This is a genomic window from Actinoplanes sp. CA-015351, from assembly GCF_050955685.1.
Taxonomy (GTDB): domain Bacteria; phylum Actinomycetota; class Actinomycetes; order Mycobacteriales; family Micromonosporaceae; genus Actinoplanes.
On sequence record NZ_CP192102.1, the window covers coordinates 99,553 to 119,742 of the forward strand.

Here is a 20,190-nt window from a genome sequence, read left to right on the forward strand (position 1 = left end):
TGGTCTCGTGTCCCGCCCGCCGGTTCGCCGGCGGGCGGGACACCGCAGTCAAGCCGAAGGAGGTGGACTGAATGAGCTCGAAGGACTGGCTCGAGAAAGACTTCTACGCCGTGCTCGGCGTGAACAAGTCCGCCTCAACCGACGAGATCAAGAAGGCGTACCGGAAGCTGGCCCGCGACCTTCACCCGGACCGTAATCCGGACAACAAGGCGGCCGAGGAGAAGTTCAAGGCGACTTCCGAGGCCTACGACGTGCTCTCCGACGACAAGAAGCGCAAAGAGTACGACGAGATGCGCTCCCTGTTCGGCTCGGGCGCGTTCCGGCGGGGTGCCGCGCGTTCCGGCAACGGGACCCAGTTCGACCCCTCCGACCTGTTCGGCGGGTTCAGCGGGGCCGCCGGCGCCGGCGCGGGTGCCGGAGCCGACCGCCGATTCGGTGGCACCGGCTTCTCGGACATCTTCAGTTCGATCTTCTCCGGTGGTGCCGGACCCGGTGCCGGTGCCGGCCCGGCTGCTGCCCGGCGTGGGCCGCAGCGCGGGCGCGACGTCGAGACCGAGGTGACGCTGGACTTCGTCCAGGCGGTTCGCGGCACCACGCTGCCGCTGACCCTGCGCACCCCGGGCGCCTGTGACACGTGCCGTGGCTCCGGGGCCAAGCCCGGGACCACGCCGCGTGCCTGCCCGAAATGCCAGGGCTCCGGCATGATCTCCAGCAATCAGGGCTCGTTCAGCTTCTCCGAGCCGTGCCGTGACTGTCAGGGCTCGGGCAGCGTCGTGGACGAGAAGTGCCCGGAGTGCCGGGGCACCGGCGGGGTCACCAAGACCCGGACGATCAACGTGCGCTTTCCGGCCGGCGTTGCCGACACCCAGCGGATCCGGCTGAGTGGCCGGGGTGAGCCGGGTGACCGCGGCGGCACGGCCGGCGATCTGTACGTGCAGGTCAAGGTCAGGCCGGACGAGCTGTTCGGCCGCAGTGGCGACGACCTGACGCTGGCGGTGCCGATCAGCATGGCGGAAGCGGTGCTCGGCACGGACCTGAAGGTGCCCACTCTGGACGGCCCGGTCACCCTCCGGGTCCCACCGGGTACGCCGAGCGGCCGCAAGCTCCGGGCCAGAGGCAAAGGTGTGGTCCGCAAGGAGGGCCAGGCCGGCGATCTGATCGTCACCGTCGACGTGCAGATCCCGTCGGACATCACCGGCGAGGCCCGGGACGCGCTGGAGAAATTCGCGAAGCTCACCCCGCCTCCGGGGCGGGAGCGGCTCGACGCCCGCATGCGCCGAGCTGGTTAGGACCTCACGGGAGGTGGCACATGTATGAAGAGATCCATATCTCAACGGAAGCCTCCGAAGCGAAGGTTTTGATCATCTCGGTCGCCGCACGGCTGGCCGGGATGCACCCGCAGACGCTCCGGCAGTACGACCGCCTCGGCCTGGTGCAACCGGGCCGGGCGGGCGGAGGCGGCCGGCGGTACAGCGAGCGGGACGTCGCGCTGCTCCGCGAGGTGCAGCGACTCAGCCAGGACGACGGCGTCAACCTGGCCGGGATCAAGCGGATCATCGGGCTCGAGCAGCTCGTCGGCGACCTCCAGCACGAGGTGGCCGAGCTGGCGCAACAGCTGGAGGCCGCGTACCAGCGGATCGCCCAGCTGGAAGCGATGAGCAGCCCGTACGCCGGCCGGGATCTGGTTCGCCAGGAGACCCACTCGACGGCGCTGGTGGTGTGGCGGCCTCGCCGCTCCCCCGACAAGTAAGTGACCGGACGAAGTGAAACGGCGGCCCTGATTCAGGGCCGCCGTTTACTACTAGTAGTTAATAAGTGATTACCTTCGGTTGAAGAGACCCAGTCGACGCGGGTGGCGGACCAGGCCACCCTCCATCCAGTCGTGGTGATCGAAGAGCTCCGGCCGGGTCAGCAGAACCCGGCAGTTGTGCGCCCAGATCTGCATCGGCTCGTCGCCGACCTCCTCGGCGCGCTCCACGAACTTCTTCAACCGGCGCTTACGCTGCCCGCTCGCGTTCTGCCGCACACCGTCCGCGCCGTAGATGTACATGCAGTGCTGTGCGAATCGCCGCGCCGGGCACTGCCTGTCCATGGCCAGCTCGAACAGGGTCGGGCCGAGCACGTCACCGGAGATCAGCAGATCCCAGTCACGTGGCATGGTGCTCAAAGGGACGGACTCAGGGTGGTACGCCCACGCCTGAAGCTCGTCCGGACGGGGATCTACCGGATTCCCGAAACCGAGAAAAGATGCTTCACGCACGCTCACGCCGCCGCCTAACTCAACCGTTCACAGCATGCGACCGATGTCACTCCGCCGGTCACTGGTGTCGAACGTCCCAATACTCAGAGTCGTCGCTCGGAGACGGTAGCGTGCCGAGTGTTTCAGCGGAAGTGTCAAGGCTTCACATTCAGATACTGGACAGTAACTTTGGGCGTTCTCTGTGGAGACGACTGTCACTCCGGGGCGGGGAGCGGATTTGCCTTCGCCGCCTGAGCTGCCATTCGTTTCCGGACAAGGTTCTTGAACCACTGGTAGTCCGGAAGCCGCGCCAGCATCGGCCCGGTGACCACGGTGATCAACACGTACGCCGTGGCGAGCGGGGCGAGCCGGGCGTCCACGCCGTACGCCACTGCCAGGCCGGCGATGACGACGGAGAACTCGCCTCGCGGCATCAGCGCGAGACCGGACCGGAGCCGGCCGGGCAGCGCGATCCCGGCCCGCTTGGCCGCGAGGTAACCGGTCAGCACTTTCGTCAGCATGGTCAGCACGGCCAGCCCGAGCGCCGGGAGCAGCACCGCGGGCATGTCGGCCGGGTCGGTCGAGAGGCCGAAGAAGACGAAGAAGACGGCGGCGAACAAGTCGCGCAGCGGCGACAGCATCTCGGTGGCGTGGTGCGCGACCGGACCGGAGAGCGCGATTCCGACCAGGAACGCGCCGACCGCCTCGGAGACCTTCAGCTCGCCGGCCACCCCGGCGATGAACAGGGTGAGGCCGAGGACGCTGAGCAGCAACGCCTCCGGATCTTTCACCGAGATGAAACGGCTGATCTCGCCGCCGTACCGGATCGCCACGACCAGCACCGCCACCACGGTGACGACCGCGACGCCGAGGGTGGTCAGGCCCGGGATCAGGCCGCTGCCGGCCAGCACCGCGGTGGCGATCGGCAGGTAGAACGCCATCGCCAGGTCCTCGATCACCAGCACCGAGAGGATCACCGGCGTCTCGCGGTTGCCGACCCGGCCCAGGTCGCCGAGCACCTTGGCGATCACGCCGGACGAGGAGACCCAGGTGATGCCGGCCAGCACCAGGGCGGCCTGCCAGCCCCAGCCGAGCAGCAGTGCGAACGCGGCGCCGGGCAGCGCGTTCAGCAGCATGTCGATCAGGCCGGCCGGAGCGGCGGCGCGCAGGTTGTCCACCAGCTCGTCGGCGGAGTACTCCAGGCCGAGCATGACCAGCAGCAGCACCACCCCGATCTGGGCCCCGATGCCGATGAACTCCTCGCTTGCCGAGAGCGGCACGATCCCGCCGCTGCCGAAGGCCAGGCCGGCCAGCAGGTACAGCGGAATCGGGGAGAGGCCGAACCGCCGTCCGATGCGCCCCAGCATGCCGAGGCCGAACAGAAGCGCGCCGATCTCGATGAGCAGGATCGTCGTGTCGTGTTGCACGGGGTTCAGCCGTCGTCGTCGCCGGCCAGGATGGCGGTCACGCCGTCCAGGCCCTGCCGGGTGCCCACCGCCACGACCACGTCGTTCGACTCGAACCGGAACGACGGCTCGGGAGAGGCGATCACCTCCCGGTCTCGCAGAACAGCGACGATCGAGGCGCCGGTGCGGCTGCGAGCGCGGGTGTCGCCCAATCGCTTGCCCACGAACACCGAACCGGCGGGGAGGGCGATCTGCTCGGTGAGCAGGCCGGCCGCCTGCTGTCGCAGGCCGGCCAGCTGACCCAGCATCAGCGAAGCGCCAAGGACGTCGGCCAGGGCCTCCGCCTCGTCGTCGGTCAGCGGTATCGAGGCGAGGCTCGCGTCGGGGTCGTCCACGTCGTACAGCACCAGGTCGCGGCGGCCGTTGCGGTGGGAGACGACTCCGACCGTGCGGCCGGAGGACGTCACCAGGTCATGGCGGACGCCGATTCCCGGCAGAGGAGTCTGTTCCACCCGTACGCGCACGATGCCAACGTTAACCCGCAACCAGCCCGTTGCTATCCCGAAACAGGACCGGCGTGTCCGTGTTGCCACCTGACCGGAAGACCGCCAGCAGGACCAGGCCGAGTGCGACCAGGACCAGGTTCAGCACGTACGCCAGCCGGAAGCCGTTCTCCTGAGCGAGACCGAAGAGCGGGGCGGCCAGAATGCTCCCGAGCGGGAACGTGTTGGTGAACATGGTGGTGGCCCGGCCCGGGAAGCGGGGCATGAAGTCCTGCACGTAGGAGATGCCCAGTCCGGAGGTCGCCGCGATGAACAGGGCGTTCGGGATCTGCGCGACGGCGAGCATCGCGACCGAGCCGGCCGTGGACATCAGGACCTGGTAGATCACCGCGCAGACGGCGCCGCCGATGACGATCAGGCGGATCGGCACCCGGGTGGAGAGCCAGCCGAAGCCGAGCATCAGCGGGATCTCCAGCCCGGCACAGAGCCCGAGGAGCAGGCCGGCGTCGCCGATCGAGCCGCCCAGCTCCGCATCGATGAACAGCGGCAGCGCCTGCACGCCGAGGACCATTGAGGTCTGCAGCAGGGTGAAGCCGGCCAGGATCGGGTAGAGCACGCGCGGCACCTTGCCGGACACCTGCTCATCGCCGTGCGACGCGGCCGGCGCCTCGACCTCGGGCAGCCAGCGGACCGCGACCAGCGCGGCGACCAGGTACGTGATCGATGCGGCGCCGTAGACGTACTCGAAGCCGCCGGCCTCCACCAGGAACGCGGCCAGCGACGGCCCACCGACCCAGGCGACCGAGAAGACGGTGCGCAGGGTGCTGATTCCCATCGCCGCACGGGCCGGATCGTCGCGTTGGAGCACCTGTCGTGCGTACGCAAAGGATTGTGGGAAGAGTGACCCGGCAATCGCTGTCGCCGTCGCGGTGAGCGCGAGCAGCACCCAGTAATCGCGCACGTAGGCGGTGAGGGCACAACCGACGCAGCCGGCCAGCCCCGCGGTGATCAGGAGCATGCGGCGCATCGGGCGGCGATCGGAGATCCGGCCGATCGCCCAGGACATCACGACACCGGAGACCGACGAGACCACCAGGAATACGGTGACCTGGACCGGACTGGCGTCGACCGCTGTGCTGAGGAAGAGCCCGAGGAAGGGCCCGACCACCGCGGTGGCGATGCCGGTGGTAAGGAAGACGAGGCCGAGCGGGAGGAGCCGTCGCGTTACGGAGGGCAGCGACACAGCTCGTACGTTACGGGTTCTTTCCTGTTGTCGCCCCTCACCGGTGGTGGCCGTCACGGCTATGAGGTGCGCGCTAAAGTTGAGTGGCATACGCTCAAGTCCGCACTTGGTTGGGATCCGATCAGGGGAGCACATGAACACCGAACGCTTGACCACCAAGAGCCGCGAAGTCATCACCACCGCGGTCGCCGACGCCGGCAGCCGCGGGCACGCCACGGTCGAGCCGTGGCACATGCTGCTGTCGTTGCTCGACACCGGCGGCTCGACCGCGACCGCGCTGCTGAGGGCGGTCGGGGCGAACCCCGCTGACGTACGCCGGGCGGCCGCCCGCGCGATCGAGCAGCTGCCCTCCGCGCGGGGGGCCAGCACCGCGGAGCCCAGCCTCTCCCGCGAATTCGTGAACGCGATCGGATCGGCCGATCTGATCGCCAAGCCGCTCGGCGACGAGTACGTGTCGACCGAGCACCTGCTGGCCGGCCTGGCCCGGGTCGGCGGGGCGGTCGGGCACACCCTGCAGAGCGCCGGCGCCACCGAGGAAGCCCTCGTCGCGGCGTTTCCGCAGGTCCGTGGCGGCGAGCGGCGGGTCACCAACGCCGACCCCGAGCAGACGTACAAGTCGCTGGAGAAATACAGCGTCGACCTGACCGCACTGGCCCGGGACGGCAAGATCGACCCCGTCATCGGCCGGGACACCGAGATCCGCCGGGTGGTGCAGGTGCTCTCCCGGCGTACCAAGAACAACCCGGTGCTGATCGGTGAGCCCGGCGTCGGCAAGACCGCGATCGTCGAGGGCCTGGCCCAGCGGATCGTGGCCGGCGACGTGCCGGAAAGCCTGCGCGACAAGAAACTGGTCTCGCTCGACCTCGGCGCGATGGTCGCCGGCGCGCAGTACCGCGGCCAGTTCGAGGAGCGGCTGAAGAGCGTCCTCGAAGAGATCCGCGGGTCGAACGGGCAGGTCGTCACGTTCCTCGACGAGCTGCACACGGTCGTCGGCGCCGGCAAGGGCGAGGGCTCGATGGACGCCGGCAACATGCTCAAGCCGATGCTCGCCCGCGGTGAGCTGCGCATGGTCGGCGCCACCACCCTGGATGAGTACCGCGAGCACATCGAGAAGGACCCGGCTCTGGAGCGCCGCTTCCAGCCGGTCGTCGTCGGCGAGCCGACGGTCGAGGACACCATCGGCATCCTGCGCGGGCTCAAGGGCCGTTACGAGGCGCACCACCGGGTGCAGATCACCGATGCCGCGCTGGTCGCGGCCGCCAGCCTCTCCGATCGGTACATCAGCGACCGGTTCCTGCCGGACAAGGCGATCGACCTGATCGACGAGGCGGCCTCCCGGCTCCGCATGGAGATCGACTCCCAGCCGGTCGAGCTCGACCAGCTCCAGCGCCAGGTCGACCGGATGCGGGTGGAGAAACTCGCGCTCAGCAAGGAGACCGACCCCGCGTCGGTGGCCCGGCTGGAGCGGCTGGACCGCGACCTCGCCGACCGCGAGGAAGACCTCACCGCGCTCACTGCCCGCTGGGAACGCGAGCGCGGCGGGCTGAACCGGGTGGGTGAGCTGAAGAAACGCCTCGACGAGGCACGGGCCGCCCAGGAGCGCGCGCAGCGCGACGGCGAGTTGCTGGAGGCGTCCCGGCTGCTCTACGAGATCATTCCGGCCCTGGAGAAGGGCATCCGGGAGGCGTCCGAGGCTGAGGACGAGCGCGCCGAGCCGCTGATGGTCAAGGAGGAGGTCGGCGCCGACGACATCGCCGAGGTCGTCTCCGCGTGGACCGGGATCCCGGCCGGCCGGATGCTGGAGGGTGAGACCGCCAAGCTGCTCCGGATGGAGGAGTCGCTCCTGGACAAGGTGATCGGTCAGCGCGAAGCCGTGGCCGCGGTCGCGAGCGCGGTCCGGCGTTCCCGGGCCGGCATCGCCGACCCGGACCGGCCCACCGGCAGCTTCCTCTTCCTCGGCCCCACCGGTGTCGGCAAGACCGAGCTGGTGAAAGCCCTGGCCGGCTTCCTCTTCGACGACGAGCGAGCCATGGTACGCATCGACATGAGCGAGTACGGCGAGAAGCACTCGGTGGCCAGGCTGGTCGGTGCGCCGCCGGGATATGTCGGGTACGAGGAAGGCGGCCAGCTGACCGAGGCGGTGCGCCGCCGGCCGTACAGCGTGGTGCTGCTGGACGAGGTGGAGAAAGCTCACCCGGACGTCTTCGACCTGCTGCTCCAGGTGCTCGACGACGGCCGGCTCACCGACGGGCAGGGCCGCACCGTCGACTTCCGTAACGCGATCCTGGTGCTGACGTCGAACCTCGGCTCGGCGAACGCCGACTTCACGATGGGTGACGAGGAGCGTCGCGACGAGGTGCTCGCCGCGGTCCGGGGCCACTTCAAGCCGGAGTTCCTGAACCGGCTCGACGACATCGTGGTCTTCCACGCCCTCACCAAGCAGGACTTGATCGCGATCGTCGACATCCAGCTGGCCCGGCTGCGCGACCGTCTCGCCGAGCGCCGGCTCGACCTCCAGGTGGCGCCCGAGGCGGTGGACTGGCTGGGCGAGCACGGGTACGACCCGATCTACGGCGCCCGTCCGCTGCGGCGCCTGGTCCAGTCCACGATTGGTGACCTGCTCGCCAAGGCGCTGCTCGGCGGTGAGATCCGGGACGGTGACGTCGTGGTGGTCTCGCTCAGCGACGCCAAGGACGGTCTCTCGGTCCGGCGCGGTGTGTGAAAAAGGGCCCCGGGGTTTTCCCCGGGGCCCTTTTCCTAGTTCGCCACCTCCCGTTGCCGGTAGGCGTGAGTCATCAGGATGTCCGTGATGTCATGATCGCCATCAGCGGACCAGATGCGTATGCCGTCGCGGTGCAACTGGTATCGCACATCTTTGAACCTTGTTCGAGTGTCGTCATGGTGAACGACGGTCAGAGTGTCGGCGTGTGGCATGGGACTCACCGGTCCTTGTCAGCTCAGGGGCAGCCGCGGTGTGGTCACGCGGCCGGCCTAATGGGAAGGGCGCCGCCAGCCGGTCTGCCTCGGCCCCGGAGATTAATGCGCGGGGCGGGCGACTCGTGCCGGAGGCAGGGCGGTCCGCTGGAGGTCTCTGCTGCCAGCTGGACGCCACGGCATCGAAGTCTAGGCGGGAGTGTCGAACAGTGCCGCCCCCCGAAAGAGCGACCGTTCACGAGTTCTAGGACCATCGTTGCCCGATGCTTCCACACGGTTGCGGACCGTGAGGTGCGGTCGCGGTATATGGCCTGCGACCGATACCGTAAATGGATCTAGAGGAGGGCAGTGTGACCGTTCCCATATATCCCACCCCAAATCCGGCGCCGGCCGCCCGTCCGCCGCGCCCCGGTGTCGTCACCACGTCGTCCTACCTGCTCTACGGAGTGGCGTTCCTCCAGCTTCTGACCGCATTCGTGTCACTGCTGACCATCGGGGGCGTGCGGGACGCCGCTCGGCAGACGGCCGCGGGAACCGAGTTGGCGAGTGAGGCCGAAAGCATTGCGACCGTCGCCATCGTGATCGTCGCGCTGGCGTACGGGGTGATCGCGATCGGTCTGGCCGTGCTGTCGATCTTCAACAGCCGAGGATCGAACGGCTCCCGGATCACCACCTGGGTCTTCGCCAGCCTCGGCCTGTGCTGCAACGCGCTCGGCCTGACCGACGTGACCGGCAACGCGGTCACCACGGGCGAGGGGAGCGGGGGGCTCAGCGACAGCCAGGTCGACGCGCAGCTCTCGGTCTCCCTGCCGGATTGGTACGAGCCCGTCCTCTGGGCTTTGACCCTGCTCACCGTCCTCTCGCTGATCGCCGTGATCATCCTGCTGGCGGTGCCGGCGTCGAACGCGTACTTCCGCAAGGCGGTCGCGGGCTATCCGGGGTACGGATACCCGCCGCCTGGTTATCCGCAGCCGGGTGGTTATCCGCCTCCTGGGAGCTATCCGCCGCCGGGCGGGCAGCCGGCTTACGGTCAGCCTTATCCCGGGTCGCCGGGGAGCCCGGCCGGTGGATATCCGGGGCCGTCTTACGGACCGCCTCCTGGAACGCCTGGCTACGGACCGCCTCCGGGTGGTGCCCCTGGTTATGGACCGCCTCCGGGTGGTGCTCCTGGTTACGGGCCGCCGCCCGGCGCTCCTGGGTATGGGCCGCCTCCGGGTGCGCCCGGTTATGGGCCGCCGTCCTATGGCCCGCCGGGTTACGGGCCGCCTGCCTTTGGCCCGCCTTCGTCCGGGCCTCCGGCGGGGCAGCCTGAGACCGGATATCCGGCTCCTGAGCAGCCCTCTTCGGGCCTGCCCTCTTCCGGAGAGCAGAGTCACTTCGGGGCGCCGGAGCAGTACGGGCAGCCTGGTCAGCCTGCGCCCGGGCTTCCTGCGTACCCCGGACAGGCCGGAACCGGCGCGCCTGGATCGGTGCCGCAGCCCGGTCCCGGTGCTCCGCCCGCGAGTCTGCCGCCGAGCGACCCGTGGGCGTCGCCGCCCGAGTTCCCCTTCGGTGATCAGCCGCCGTCGGCCGACCCGATTTCCGCGCCTGCTGACCCGGCCTCTGCGCCTGCTGACCCGGCCTCTGCGCCTGCTGACCCGCCGCCGGCTGATCGGCCCGGTGGCGACCAGCCTTCGCAGCCTCCGCGGCCGCCCGCCGATCCGGCGTGACGTTCGACCTGGCCTGATGCTCGACCCGGACCGGTTCGCCTTTGCTGGCGGGCCGGTCCGGCCACTTTCCGAAGCCGCAGGCGGTAGGTTTTGGCCAGCCGAACCACTGCGGGAGCCCATCGATGTCATATGCCGCCCAGCCGCCCGTTGCCGAGCCGTCCTCGGGTGCGCCATCGCCGGGTGCGCCATCGGCGGGCTCGCCATCGCCGGGCTCGTGGTCACCGGGCTCGCCATTGCCGGATGTGCCGCGAGCGAGTGTCCGCCCGGCCGCTGTGACGACTGCTGTCGCTCTGCTCTGGACCATGGCCGTGGCCGGTTTTGCCTATGCGGTCGGGATGGTGGCGGTGACGCCGGGCACGGTCGGCCGGTTCCGGGACGCGACCTCCGGTTCCGAGGTGGCCGACAACTACGTCGCCGTCATCTGGCTCGGCTCGGCCATCGGCGCGGTGGTGGCGCTGCTGATCGTCGCGCTCTTCACGGTGCTCGGTGTCGGCCTGCGCCGTGGCAGCCGGTTGGCCCGGTGGATCACGCTGGGCGTCTGCGTGCTCGGTGTGATCGGCGGCTGCGGAGCGGTCGCGGCGATCGGCGGGCAGCAGTCCGGTGATGCGGTGCCGGGTTCGCTCGGCGCGGCACTCAACGACGCCTATCCGGGCGGCTGGATCGGTCTGAACGCCGCTGTCGCGGTCGCTCAGGTCATCGCGTACATCCTGGTGGCTTTTCTGCTCCTGCTCGCGCCTCGCGCGTTCTTCGGGGGCGCGGGCGCCGCCGCGGGTGAGGGAGGCGGCCCGGCGGCGGGCAACCCGGGCTGGGGAATTCCGGCTGGCGCTCAGGCCGGCGGCGTGGCTTGGGGTGCTCCGGCGCCGGCGAATCCTTACTGGGGTCCGGGTCCGTCTGGCGGATACCCGACTGCTGCGCCCGGCACCCCAGGAGTGAATCCCGGCGGCGGGACGCCGCCGGGTGGATTCGGGTACGGGAACCCGCCCGTATACCCACCGAGTGATCCTGCCGTCACAACTTCTCCGTGGGCGGCACCACAATCGACGGATCAATACCCGCAATCGGATCAAAGTTCGTCCGAAGCAGATCAGAACTTCGTTCGCCCTCCGGCGCAGAAGCCGACTCCTCGGCCCGAAGACGAGTACTGGTCGCGACCTTCCGACTGAACTCACCGGTAACAAACACAAACCGGTCCCGTATCGACGACTGTGGGTCACTCGAACGGGTACGGTGCGTTTCTGCGGGCGTCACCCGATCGGCTGTCCGGATAGATGGAGATCGGCCGACCGGTGAGTGTTTTCGCCTGGACGGACAATCGTGATTCAGGCGCTCACAGCAGTCTCACAGCGCATCCACCAGGTGATCCTGAGGTGCGCGGGGGTACCGTGGCGACGTTACCTGCTTTGAGCTGCATCTATGGTCTGGGGAAAGGCTGAGGGCCGATGAAGGATCGGTAAACCTTCTTTACAGAGGTTGGTTTAGCCCTGGGTCAATAGTTCCGTTCCGCCCCGGCGGGGCGAAAGATTCCGGTTTCCATCCAGCCAGTACGCTCGATGTCATGGAAGCACGGCACGACCTGGGTAAATTCATCACTGAATTAGCCGTCGCGCAGCGTGGCGCCGTGCTTTCATCGGGTCGTGAGCTGTTGGGTTCGGAGAGTGGCGGCCAAATGATCGCGCAGTGCCGCGTGATGGTCTCGATGCGTTCTGTGCCGGGTCATCGTCCGAGATCGGTGACTCGAAACAATCGACGAATTGGCAATGTGGCCCGCCTCACTCCGGAGACGGGGATCGAGAGCTCGACACGGATGGGTAGCGACCAGATGGCGGCTGAGGCGTTGCAGGAGGCAGAGACCGAAGTCGTCGTCGCGGTTAAGGGCGATCGGAACCAGTGGACGGTGCGCGTTGCCGGCCAATGTGACCGGTCGGCCGTCCCGGCGATCGATGTCGGCCTTACGGCCTGAAAGTTAGCCGGTTCGTTCCTGCTCACATGCAGGAGAATCGATGCAGTTGGTGGAAGGATGGAGATCGTGGGAACTGCGTTGGCGGAAATGACTATGCCTCAGATCTCGCCGCTTGCTGGCGAGCCGATTGAACGCGCTGACGCCGAGCGCCTGGCGGGAGTGCTGAAGGCGCTCGCCGACCCGGCCCGGCTGCGGCTGCTGAGCCTCATCCAGTCCGCGACGGATGGCGAAGCGTGCGTCTGCGACCTTACGGCCCCTCTGGGTCTCTCGCAGCCGACCGTGAGTCACCACCTGCGGATTCTGACCGAGGCTGGTCTGCTGGAGCGCGAGAAGCGCGGTGTCTGGGCGTACTACCGCCTGGTGCCGTCCGCAATCGCGACCATTGCGGACCTGCTCACCCCGCCGCGGAAGCGGGCCACGAAGAAGGCCCGCTGATTCGTTGGGAAATGCCTGGCGTCACCGAAACATGGGGGCGTGACGCCAGGCCGAGGACTTCATCCAAGTCCACTTGGGCGAACCTGAGGAGGAACGGGTGAACTACGTCCCCGGAGACCTGCGTGACCAGCTCGCGCACGTGGGTTACGACGTGGTGCAAGCGGGCCTCGTGTGTGGTTCGGGCGGAAACCTGTCCGCCCGGATCCCCGACGAGGACGCCATTTGGGTCACCGCGAGTGGCTCCTGGCTCGACAGACTTAGCCGTAACACCTTTACGTCGGTTCAGATCTCCGACGGCGCGCCGGCGATGATCGGCACGATTCCGCCGCCGCAGATCGAACCGACAAGTGAACTTGCTCTGCACCTTGCGCTCTACCGTGCTCGCCCCGACGTCAACGCCGTGGTCCATCTGCACCCGCAGACGGCTCTGCTGCTGGACGCTCTCGGCGAGCACATCCGGATAAGCACGACCGACCACGCGTTCTATCTGCGCCGGGTCGTCACCGTGCCGTTCCGGATGCCTGGCACCACGGAGCTGGCATCCCTGACCGCGGCGATGGCCGCTGACGGCACCGATTGTCTGGTGCTCAGTCAGCATGGCTGTGTCGTGGTCGGTGACTCCGTGGAGCTGGCGCACAAACGGGCCCGCAACCTTGAGGAAGCGGCCTCACTGACCTACCGGGCGCTGGCCGCGGGTCGGCTGGAGAACCTCCGGGACTGTCCGGAAGAGTTCCTGGATCGGCTGCACGGCTCCACCGCCGTCACGGTCTGAGTAACCCGTCAAGGTCTGCGAAACGTGGAACGGCCCGGCCCCCTTCGCGGGGAGCCGGGCCGTTTTTCGTGTGCGTGACCGTTCGGGTCAGCGCGGCCAGTTCTGGTCGTTGTCGTACTGCTGCGGCTGGCCGAACGTCTGCGGCGGCCGGGCCTGCTGCTGCGGCTGGCCCTGTTGCGGCTGGCCCTGCTGCGGCTGGCCCTGCGAGGGCTGCTGCGGCGGCGGGTACGGCTGACCGAAGTACTGCCCGGTCGGCTCGTCGTAGCGCTGCTGGGTCGGCTCGTCGTAACGCTGTCCGGCCGGCTCGTCGTACCGAGGCTGGGCGGGCTGGGCCGGCTGCCCGTAGGTCTGGGGCTGAGGCTGGCCGTAGACGCCGCCTTGCGGTTGCGCGTACCCCTGCTGTTGGGGTTGACCGTAGGTCTGACCGCTGCCGTAAGGCGGCTGCGGGGTCTGCGGCTGCTGGTGCGGGTGGATTTCGTCGTGCGCGGCGTCCGCGATGCCGGCGACGCTTGCTGCGGCGACCACACCGAGAGCCTCGGCCGGCCCCGGAGGCGTGCCGTTTTTCTTGGCCCGGCGTTCGCGGAGGATCTCGATGAGGATCGGCAGCACCGAGATCAGGACGATCAGCACGACCACCGGCAGGATGTAGTGGTCGATCTTGTCGCCGATGGCGTCGTAGATCTGCTGCGCCAGCAGGTAACCGATCAGGATGATGCCGTCGGTCCAGAGGATCGCGCCGACCACGTTCCAGATGAAGAACTGGCGAGCCGGCATGCCGAGCGTGCCGGCGACCGGGTTGAGGAACGTCCGGACGATCGGGATGAAGCGAGCCAGCACTACGGCCTTGGCCGGGCCGAACTTCTCGAAGTAGTACTCCGCCTTCTCGACGTACTCCTTCTTGAAGAGCTTCGACTCGGGCTTGTCGAACATCCGGCGGCCGTATTTCGCGCCGAGCCAGTGCCCGAGCTGCGCGCCGATGATGGCGAAGACGGGTGCGCCGATCAGCAGGGCGGTGATGGACAGCTTGCTGCCCGGGCCGAAGATCGAGTCGGCGACCGAGGAAGCCGCGACGCCCGCTAGGAACAGCAGGGAGTCACCCGGGAAGAAGAAGCCGACGAGAAGGCCGGTCTCCGCGAAGAGGATGGCCAGAACGCCGGGCACACCGAAGGCCGAGAGCAGGTCCTTCGGGTCCATCGGGTTCAGAGCGAGCTGCTCAGTGAGCGCATGGATGTCCACGAGGAGCCAGGGTACCGGCCTGCTCAAGGCCCGTACCTGTATGAATCCTGTGGATACCGTTTGGTAACTGGGCAGTCACACAAACCCGGCGCGAGCTGGGAGATCAGGGTCGTGCACACACTGGTCACGATCCGTCCCAGGCGTACGGACATGACCTGAAAGTTTTTGTCTTTTGCGCCCGATGTGCGGGTTCTACTGGCGAGTTTCGGGGTGATTTCCGCTACGCACCGCAACTGCGGAATACTGCCTGCTGGAGGACAGCGCGGTCCTGCCCTCTGCTTCCCGTTCCAAGAGCAAGGAGCGCCCGATGCCTATCGCTTCCCCCGAGGTCTACGCCGAGATGATCGATCGTGCCAAGGCTGGCGCGTTCGCTTACCCGGCGATCAACGTGACGTCCTCGCAGACGCTCAACGCGGCCCTGCAGGGCTTCGCTGAGGCCGGCAGCGACGGCATCGTGCAGATCTCCACCGGTGGCGCGGAGTACGCGTCCGGCCCGACGATCAAGAACATGATCACGGGTGCGGTCGCGCTGGCCGAGTACGCCACCGAGGTTGCCAAGAACTACCCGATCAACATTGCGCTGCACACGGACCACTGCCCCAAGGACAAGCTCGACAAGTACGTCCGTCCGCTGATCGCGATCTCCCAGGAGCGCGTCAACAAGGGCCTGGCCCCGCTGATCCAGTCGCACATGTGGGACGGCTCGGCCGTGCCGCTGGACGAGAACCTGCAGATCGCCGAGGAGCTGCTCGCGGCGTCCGCCGCCGCGAAGATCATCCTGGAGATCGAGGTCGGCGTGGTCGGTGGCGAGGAGGACGGTGTCTCCGCCGCGATCGACGACAAGCTGTACTCGACCGTCGAGGACGGCCTGGCCACCGCCGCCGCGCTGGGCCTGGGCGAGAAGGGCCGGTACCTGACGGCGCTGACCTTCGGCAACGTGCACGGCGTCTACAAGCCGGGCAACGTCAAGCTGCGCCCGGAGATCCTCAAGGAGATCCAGGACGCGATCGGCGCGAAGTACGGCAAGGACAAGCCGCTCGACCTGGTCTTCCACGGTGGCTCGGGCTCGCTGCTCTCCGAGATCCACGGCGCCTTGGACTTCGGTGTGGTCAAGATGAACATCGACACCGACACCCAGTACGCGTTCACCCGTCCGGTCGTGGACCACATCTTCCACAACTACGACGGTGTGCTGAAGGTGGACGGCGAGGTCGGCAACAAGAAGGCGTACGACCCGCGTGCCTGGGGCAAGCTGGCCGAGAACGGTCTGGCGAAGCGTGTCGTCGAGGCTTGCGAGCACCTTCGCTCGTCCGGAACCACTCTCTCGAAGTAATCCCATCGGCATCGGCCGGTCCCCGTACGCGGGTACCGGCCGTTGTTGTCTTGCGGGGTTACGGAGAGGCAGGGGTACGATCGAACGTCAAGATCGGCGAGGCGGTGATCGTGCTCGGTATCGAAGGCTGGAAACCCGAGTGGCATCACGATGCCGAGGCACTCGCAGCGACACATAGACATATGTTTGTGCGGCTCATCGGCCGGAAATTGCGATCAAGCTGGCTGATGTGGGATGTCGCGCAGCGGGGCTGGTTCGCCGACGGCCCGGTCATTCTCGACTTTGGTTTGAGTCATGTCGAGATTACTCATCGTAAGTTCGACGAGTGCGCGATCACCTGGGACCAGATCGACATGGCCCGGCCGATCGACTGGTACGAGCACTTCGACTGGCGTGCCGACCCGAACGCCGCTCTGCGCAGGGCACGGGGCCGCCAGTTGAGGGCCGTCAACATCATCGAGCACACCACATCGGCGGACTGGCGGCCGCGCGTGCTGCACGCCGTCGAATTCCTCTTCGACGGCGCGCGCCTCGCGATCTACAACGCGATGGACGAGAACGGGATCACCGACGTGCCGGAGACCGACCTGCCTCCAACGATCCACTGGCGACGCGTCCACATCGCCTGACCATCGCGTCAGTCGCCGCCACCGCCACCGCCACCGCCACCGCCGCTGTCGCCGCCGCCGCCGGAATCTGACGAACCCCAGCCGCCGCCGGAGTCCGAGGAACTCCAGCCGGCGTCGGACGAACTGCTGGAGTCCGACGACCCGCTGTGTGCCCACGACGACGATTTGCGCCCACCCCGGGATCGCGCGTGCCGTGCCGGCACCTCGCCACCCTTGCGGGCGGCCTTGAACACGAGCACCGCCGCAGTGGCCGAGACCACGAAGAACACCAACACCACCAAAGCGATGAAGACAACCACGAAGCTCGTCATGAATGCAGTGTGCGACATGCCCGCCACGTCACGTGAGCAGCGCCGCTGTCGCCTCGTCCAGCGAGTCGGTGACCACGATCAGATCGGACTGGTCGCCGTGCGGTGAGCGGGCCAGTAATGGCCGCAACAGCTCGGCCACCGGCAGCGCGGTCCAGTGCTCGACCCCGAGGAACACATACGCCCCGGACGGCCCGTCGGTCGCGTAGAACGTCTTCGTCGCGGCCTGGAAGATCTCCTGGACCGTTCCGGCCCAGCCGGGCGCGAAGACGATGCCACCACGGGCCAGACGAAGGATCGAGTCCTCGCGTACCGCGTTCGAGAAGTACTTGCCGATCTGCCCGGCGAACAGGTTCGCCGGCTCGTGCCCGTAGAGCCAGGTCGGCAGGGCCAGCCCGCCGTGTTGTAGCCGGCCGGCAAGGTCCAGCTCGGGCAAGGGGAACGTTGCGCGTACCGAAAGGGCCGCCGCGGTGTAGGGCTCGTGGTCGAGGAAGTGCGGCGCCTCCGCAAGCGCGTCGATCGCCGAGGAAAGATCTTCTTCGGTACGCGACGCGAAGTACGCACCGAGGTTCGCCGCTTCCATCACACCGGGACCGCCACCGGTGACGATGAGCCGCCCCTGAGCGGCCAGACGCTGAGCCAGCAAAGCGGCCATCCGGTACGCCGACGATCCACGCGGGGCCGCATGCCCGCCCATGATCCCGACCGCGCCCTGCTGCCCGTGCGTCTTCGCCCACGCGGCGAGCGCCTTGCCGAGCGCGTTGTCGATGCCGGCGTCGTGCAGCCGCTGCGCGAGGGCCTCCCGGATGTCCGGCACCGCGCCGCCGTGCGCCACGAAGTGGTCGTAGACGGCGGTGTCGTACATCCCAGCGAACCCAGCCTCGCCGAACCCCGCAGCGAGGTCCTCAGGGGCGTAGAGGACGGCCGGGTGGGTGGCGTACGGCAGACCGTCCAGCGGCGGAACCACGTGCGCACCGCGCCGGATCAGGTCGGTCTCGACGTCCGGACCACTGAACTCGCAACCGACGAAGAGCGTGTCGTGCACGTCCACACCGGACAAATCCGGCGGGTCACGGTCCAGGCGAAGGCCGAGAACGACCAGGCCGGCGAGGGTGTGCTTGGCGAGGAGCGCGTCCAGCTCGGCGCGGGACTCGACCTCGAACTCGGTCGCGTCGAACGGCTCGTCGCCACCGAGGACAGGCTGTAACGGATCGGGCATGTGGTCCATCTTGCGCGTGGCGCGCGAGACACGTTCGGGAACCCCACCTTGTTGACGGGCTACCTAGAGTTGTCACATGCGTGCTGCGTCAGGATCGCTCTTCGGGTTGGCCTACGGGGACTCACTGGGCAAACCCACCGAATTCCAGGAGTACGCGCAGATCGTCGCCCATTACGGCCCGGACGGCCCACGCCGGCTGGAAGGCGAACCGGCCCTGGTCACCGACGACACCCAGATGGCACTGGCGGTCGGCGAAGCCCTGCTCGAACTGCGCGGCACGATCACACCGGAGACGTTCGAGCCGGTGCTGCGACGCCGGTTCCTGGAGTGGGCGGCCAGCCCGGAGAACGACCGCGCACCCGGCATGACCTGCCTGCGAGCTTGCGCCGCGCTCGCCGACGGCCGGCCGTGGACCCAGGCCACCCAGGCCGGCTCGAAAGGCTGCGGGGCGAACATGCGGGTCACCCCGCTCGGACTGATCCCCGGCCTCGCCGACGATCAGCGTTCCGGTGCGGCTCAGCTTCAGGCGGCACTCACACACGGTCATCCAACTGGGTTGGCGGCTAGTGAGCTCACGGCGTACGCATGCTTGTGGCTGAAAGACGGCCTCGCGCCGAACCTCCTGCTTGAGGCGCTCAGGGAGCGCTGCCTTGGGCAGCGCGAGGTCTATCACGGCGAGTGGCTTGGCGATCTGTGGCAGCAACCCACCGTGACCTCACCGGAAGAGTTCATCGCACGCGGATGGGACGAGTGCGCGGCCGCGCTGGACCGGGTCAGCGAAGCGCTCGCGGCCGGCAAGCACGACGGCGACCCGTGCCTCGCGACCGGCGCCGGATGGATCGCCGAAGAGGCGCTCGCGACCGCGCTCTACGTTTATCTGATCTCGCCCGAAGACCCGGTCGCGGTCGTCGGCCGCGGCGCGGCCTCCTCCGGCGACTCCGACTCCATCGCCTGCCTTGCAGGCGCATTCGCAGGCGCATCGCTCGGCCTGAGTGCATGGCCGACCGAGTGGCAGACCCAGATCGAGTACGCCGACCGGCTCTTCCGCCTCGGAAAAGCCTGGGACTGATCTGCGCGTTGCGGAATTAACCCCACGGGTACGGGTTGAATGAGGTCATGCAGAACCTCCTTCCCGAGCCTCCGGCCACCCGCCTGCCCGCCGATGCGGAGGCCGACCAGGCACTCGCCGACGCCGCTGCGACCGGCAACGTCGAGGCCTTCAAGGCGGTCGCCGCCAAGTTCCCCGCTTACAGCGCCGCCTGGGCGCCACTCGCGTCCGGCGCGCTGGCCGAGGGCGAGACGGTCACCGCTTACGCCTATGCGCGTACCGGATATCACCGCGGTTTGGACTCGCTCCGCCGCAACGGCTGGAAGGGCCACGGCCCGGTGCCGTGGTCGCACGAGGCCAACCAGGGCTTTTTGCGGTGCTTGTACGCGTTGTCGCTGGCCGCGGCAGCGATCGGCGAGGCGGACGAGGCGGCTCGGTGCGCCCAGTTCCTCAGGGACAGCGACCCGGCAGCAGCCGACGCTTTGAGCTGAGCCGCCGCTTTGAGCTGAGCCGACGCTTTGAGCTGAGCCGACGCTTTGAGCTGAGCGGACGCTTTGAGCTGAGCGGACGCTTTGAGCTGAGCCGCCGGGGAGCTGAGCCGACGCTTTGAGCTGAGCCGCCGGGGAGCTGAGCCGCCGGGGAGGCCGCCCGCCCACAGCCGCGATCTTGGCGAGTTCGGTCTGCCATGGGGCAACTTGCCTGGATCGCGGCTTTCGTCGGTCGCAGGGTGGCGGCTGTAGCGGACGACGAGGCCAGCCGTGAGCACCAGGTGGCCGCCGGCTGTACATGGCGGTTGCTGGCTGTACGGGGTGGTCGCCGTGGTGTGCAGCTGGCGGCCGTGGGTGACAGCTGGCGGCTGGCTGTACATGGCGGTTGCTGGCTGTACGGGGTGGTCGCCGTGGTGTGCAGCTGGCGGCCGTGGGTGACAGCTGGCGGCTGGCTGTACATGGCGGTTGCTGGCTGTACGGGGTGGTCGCCGTGGTGTGCAGCTGGCGGCCGTGGGTGACAGCTGGCGGCTGGCTGTACATGGCGGTTGCTGGCTGTACGGGGTGGTCGCCGTGGTGTGCAGCTGGCAGCCGTGGGTGACAGCTGATGCGGAGTCGGTCAGCGGTCATGGGCGCGCGCGGCCCGGAAACGCGACCGCACGCGCGCGCTCGCCCCGCGCCGGCCCTGCCCTCGCCCCGCGCCGGCCATGCCCTCGCCCCGCGCTGGGCTT

Annotated in this window: 19 protein-coding genes; 12 read left to right on the plus strand and 7 right to left on the minus strand. The window is 68.3% G+C overall.

What is annotated here, in order from left to right; translation table 11 throughout:
* Positions 1-71: 71 nt before the first annotated feature.
* Positions 72-1,289: a molecular chaperone DnaJ gene (dnaJ, locus tag ACQP2E_RS00445; RefSeq protein ID WP_433827922.1), complete on the plus strand. Its 1,218-nt coding sequence runs from the start codon at positions 72-74 to the stop codon at positions 1,287-1,289.
* A 20-nt stretch (positions 1,290-1,309) separates the two neighbouring features.
* Positions 1,310-1,750, plus strand: coding sequence for a heat shock protein transcriptional repressor HspR (locus ACQP2E_RS00450; RefSeq protein ID WP_433827923.1), 441 nt, complete (start codon positions 1,310-1,312; stop codon positions 1,748-1,750).
* Between the two features lie 69 nt (positions 1,751-1,819).
* Here the strand turns inward: ACQP2E_RS00450 and ACQP2E_RS00455 are convergent, their stop codons facing one another.
* The 4 genes from ACQP2E_RS00455 to ACQP2E_RS00470 all read right to left on the minus strand — a co-directional run bounded on the left by ACQP2E_RS00455 (position 1,820) and on the right by ACQP2E_RS00470 (position 5,391).
* On the minus strand, positions 1,820-2,266 hold the full coding sequence (locus tag ACQP2E_RS00455; protein WP_111650877.1) for a hypothetical protein: 447 nt from the start codon (positions 2,264-2,266) through the stop codon (positions 1,820-1,822).
* A gap of 188 nt (positions 2,267-2,454) precedes the next feature.
* Entirely contained in the window at positions 2,455-3,606 is a 1,152-nt protein-coding gene (locus tag ACQP2E_RS00460; protein ID WP_433834276.1) for a cation:proton antiporter, read from the minus strand.
* Between the two features lie 65 nt (positions 3,607-3,671).
* Complete coding sequence (locus ACQP2E_RS00465; RefSeq protein ID WP_433827924.1) at positions 3,672-4,169, minus strand: cation:proton antiporter regulatory subunit; 498 nt, start codon at positions 4,167-4,169, stop codon at positions 3,672-3,674.
* Positions 4,170-4,179: 10 nt separating this feature from the next.
* Positions 4,180-5,391: a sugar efflux transporter gene (locus ACQP2E_RS00470; protein ID WP_433827925.1), complete on the minus strand. Its 1,212-nt coding sequence runs from the start codon at positions 5,389-5,391 to the stop codon at positions 4,180-4,182.
* A gap of 133 nt (positions 5,392-5,524) precedes the next feature.
* Between ACQP2E_RS00470 and clpB the strand changes: the two genes are divergently transcribed.
* The 6 genes from clpB to ACQP2E_RS00500 all read left to right on the plus strand — a co-directional run bounded on the left by clpB (position 5,525) and on the right by ACQP2E_RS00500 (position 13,201).
* Positions 5,525-8,113 (plus strand): ATP-dependent chaperone ClpB, encoded by a 2,589-nt coding sequence (clpB, locus tag ACQP2E_RS00475; RefSeq protein ID WP_433827926.1) that lies wholly within the window; start codon positions 5,525-5,527, stop codon positions 8,111-8,113.
* 562 nt (positions 8,114-8,675) lie between these two features.
* Positions 8,676-10,034 (plus strand): hypothetical protein, encoded by a 1,359-nt coding sequence (locus tag ACQP2E_RS00480; RefSeq protein ID WP_433827927.1) that lies wholly within the window; start codon positions 8,676-8,678, stop codon positions 10,032-10,034.
* A 272-nt stretch (positions 10,035-10,306) separates the two neighbouring features.
* Positions 10,307-11,197, plus strand: a complete 891-nt coding sequence (locus ACQP2E_RS00485) for a hypothetical protein (protein ID WP_433827928.1) — start codon at positions 10,307-10,309, stop codon at positions 11,195-11,197.
* Between the two features lie 392 nt (positions 11,198-11,589).
* Positions 11,590-11,994 carry a hypothetical protein gene (locus ACQP2E_RS00490; protein ID WP_146616850.1) on the plus strand — a complete coding sequence of 135 codons (405 nt, stop codon included), beginning with the start codon at positions 11,590-11,592 and terminating at the stop codon, positions 11,992-11,994.
* Between the two features lie 57 nt (positions 11,995-12,051).
* Entirely contained in the window at positions 12,052-12,429 is a 378-nt protein-coding gene (locus ACQP2E_RS00495) for an ArsR/SmtB family transcription factor (protein ID WP_092549981.1), read from the plus strand.
* Between the two features lie 97 nt (positions 12,430-12,526).
* Complete coding sequence (locus tag ACQP2E_RS00500; protein ID WP_433827929.1) at positions 12,527-13,201, plus strand: class II aldolase/adducin family protein; 675 nt, start codon at positions 12,527-12,529, stop codon at positions 13,199-13,201.
* Between the two features lie 87 nt (positions 13,202-13,288).
* On the opposite strand, the gene ACQP2E_RS00505 is transcribed toward ACQP2E_RS00500, so the two are convergent.
* Positions 13,289-14,437, minus strand: coding sequence for a VTT domain-containing protein (locus tag ACQP2E_RS00505; RefSeq protein ID WP_433827930.1), 1,149 nt, complete (start codon positions 14,435-14,437; stop codon positions 13,289-13,291).
* Positions 14,438-14,744: 307 nt separating this feature from the next.
* Between ACQP2E_RS00505 and fbaA the strand changes: the two genes are divergently transcribed.
* Together fbaA and ACQP2E_RS00515 are read left to right on the plus strand one after the other, a co-directional pair.
* A complete protein-coding gene (gene fbaA / locus ACQP2E_RS00510; RefSeq protein WP_433827931.1) occupies positions 14,745-15,770 on the plus strand; it encodes a class II fructose-bisphosphate aldolase in 1,026 nt (341 codons plus the stop codon).
* 104 nt (positions 15,771-15,874) lie between these two features.
* Complete coding sequence (locus tag ACQP2E_RS00515) at positions 15,875-16,399, plus strand: hypothetical protein (protein WP_433827932.1); 525 nt, start codon at positions 15,875-15,877, stop codon at positions 16,397-16,399.
* Between the two features lie 8 nt (positions 16,400-16,407).
* Here the strand turns inward: ACQP2E_RS00515 and ACQP2E_RS00520 are convergent, their stop codons facing one another.
* Positions 16,408-16,710 carry a hypothetical protein gene (locus ACQP2E_RS00520; RefSeq protein WP_433827933.1) on the minus strand — a complete coding sequence of 101 codons (303 nt, stop codon included), beginning with the start codon at positions 16,708-16,710 and terminating at the stop codon, positions 16,408-16,410.
* Between the two features lie 28 nt (positions 16,711-16,738).
* Positions 16,739-17,926: a hypothetical protein gene (locus tag ACQP2E_RS00525; protein ID WP_433827934.1), complete on the minus strand. Its 1,188-nt coding sequence runs from the start codon at positions 17,924-17,926 to the stop codon at positions 16,739-16,741.
* A gap of 76 nt (positions 17,927-18,002) precedes the next feature.
* On the opposite strand from ACQP2E_RS00525, the gene ACQP2E_RS00530 reads away from it, so the two are divergent.
* Both ACQP2E_RS00530 and ACQP2E_RS00535 read left to right on the plus strand, forming a co-directional pair.
* A complete protein-coding gene (locus tag ACQP2E_RS00530; RefSeq protein ID WP_433827935.1) occupies positions 18,003-18,995 on the plus strand; it encodes an ADP-ribosylglycohydrolase family protein in 993 nt (330 codons plus the stop codon).
* A 47-nt stretch (positions 18,996-19,042) separates the two neighbouring features.
* Positions 19,043-19,465, plus strand: coding sequence for a DUF3151 domain-containing protein (locus ACQP2E_RS00535; protein WP_433827936.1), 423 nt, complete (start codon positions 19,043-19,045; stop codon positions 19,463-19,465).
* The last annotated feature ends 725 nt before the right edge of the window (positions 19,466-20,190 follow it).

Bases quoted from the DNA above. Each gene is read 5' to 3' on its own strand.
- ACQP2E_RS00495 (WP_092549981.1), top strand. From the start codon at position 12,052: ATGGAGATCGTGGGAACTGCGTTGGCGGAAATGACTATGCCTCAGATC.
- ACQP2E_RS00520 (WP_433827933.1), bottom strand. From the start codon at position 16,710: ATGACGAGCTTCGTGGTTGTCTTCATCGCTTTGGTGGTGTTGGTGTTC.
- fbaA (WP_433827931.1), top strand. From the start codon at position 14,745: ATGCCTATCGCTTCCCCCGAGGTCTACGCCGAGATGATCGATCGTGCC.
- ACQP2E_RS00450 (WP_433827923.1), top strand. From the start codon at position 1,310: ATGTATGAAGAGATCCATATCTCAACGGAAGCCTCCGAAGCGAAGGTT.
- ACQP2E_RS00525 (WP_433827934.1), bottom strand. From the start codon at position 17,926: ATGCCCGATCCGTTACAGCCTGTCCTCGGTGGCGACGAGCCGTTCGAC.
- ACQP2E_RS00460 (WP_433834276.1), bottom strand. From the start codon at position 3,606: ATGCTGGGGCGCATCGGACGGCGGTTCGGCCTCTCCCCGATTCCGCTG.
- ACQP2E_RS00490 (WP_146616850.1), top strand. From the start codon at position 11,590: ATGGAAGCACGGCACGACCTGGGTAAATTCATCACTGAATTAGCCGTC.
- ACQP2E_RS00535 (WP_433827936.1), top strand. From the start codon at position 19,043: ATGCAGAACCTCCTTCCCGAGCCTCCGGCCACCCGCCTGCCCGCCGAT.
- clpB (WP_433827926.1), top strand. From the start codon at position 5,525: ATGAACACCGAACGCTTGACCACCAAGAGCCGCGAAGTCATCACCACC.
- ACQP2E_RS00530 (WP_433827935.1), top strand. From the start codon at position 18,003: ATGCGTGCTGCGTCAGGATCGCTCTTCGGGTTGGCCTACGGGGACTCA.
- dnaJ (WP_433827922.1), top strand. From the start codon at position 72: ATGAGCTCGAAGGACTGGCTCGAGAAAGACTTCTACGCCGTGCTCGGC.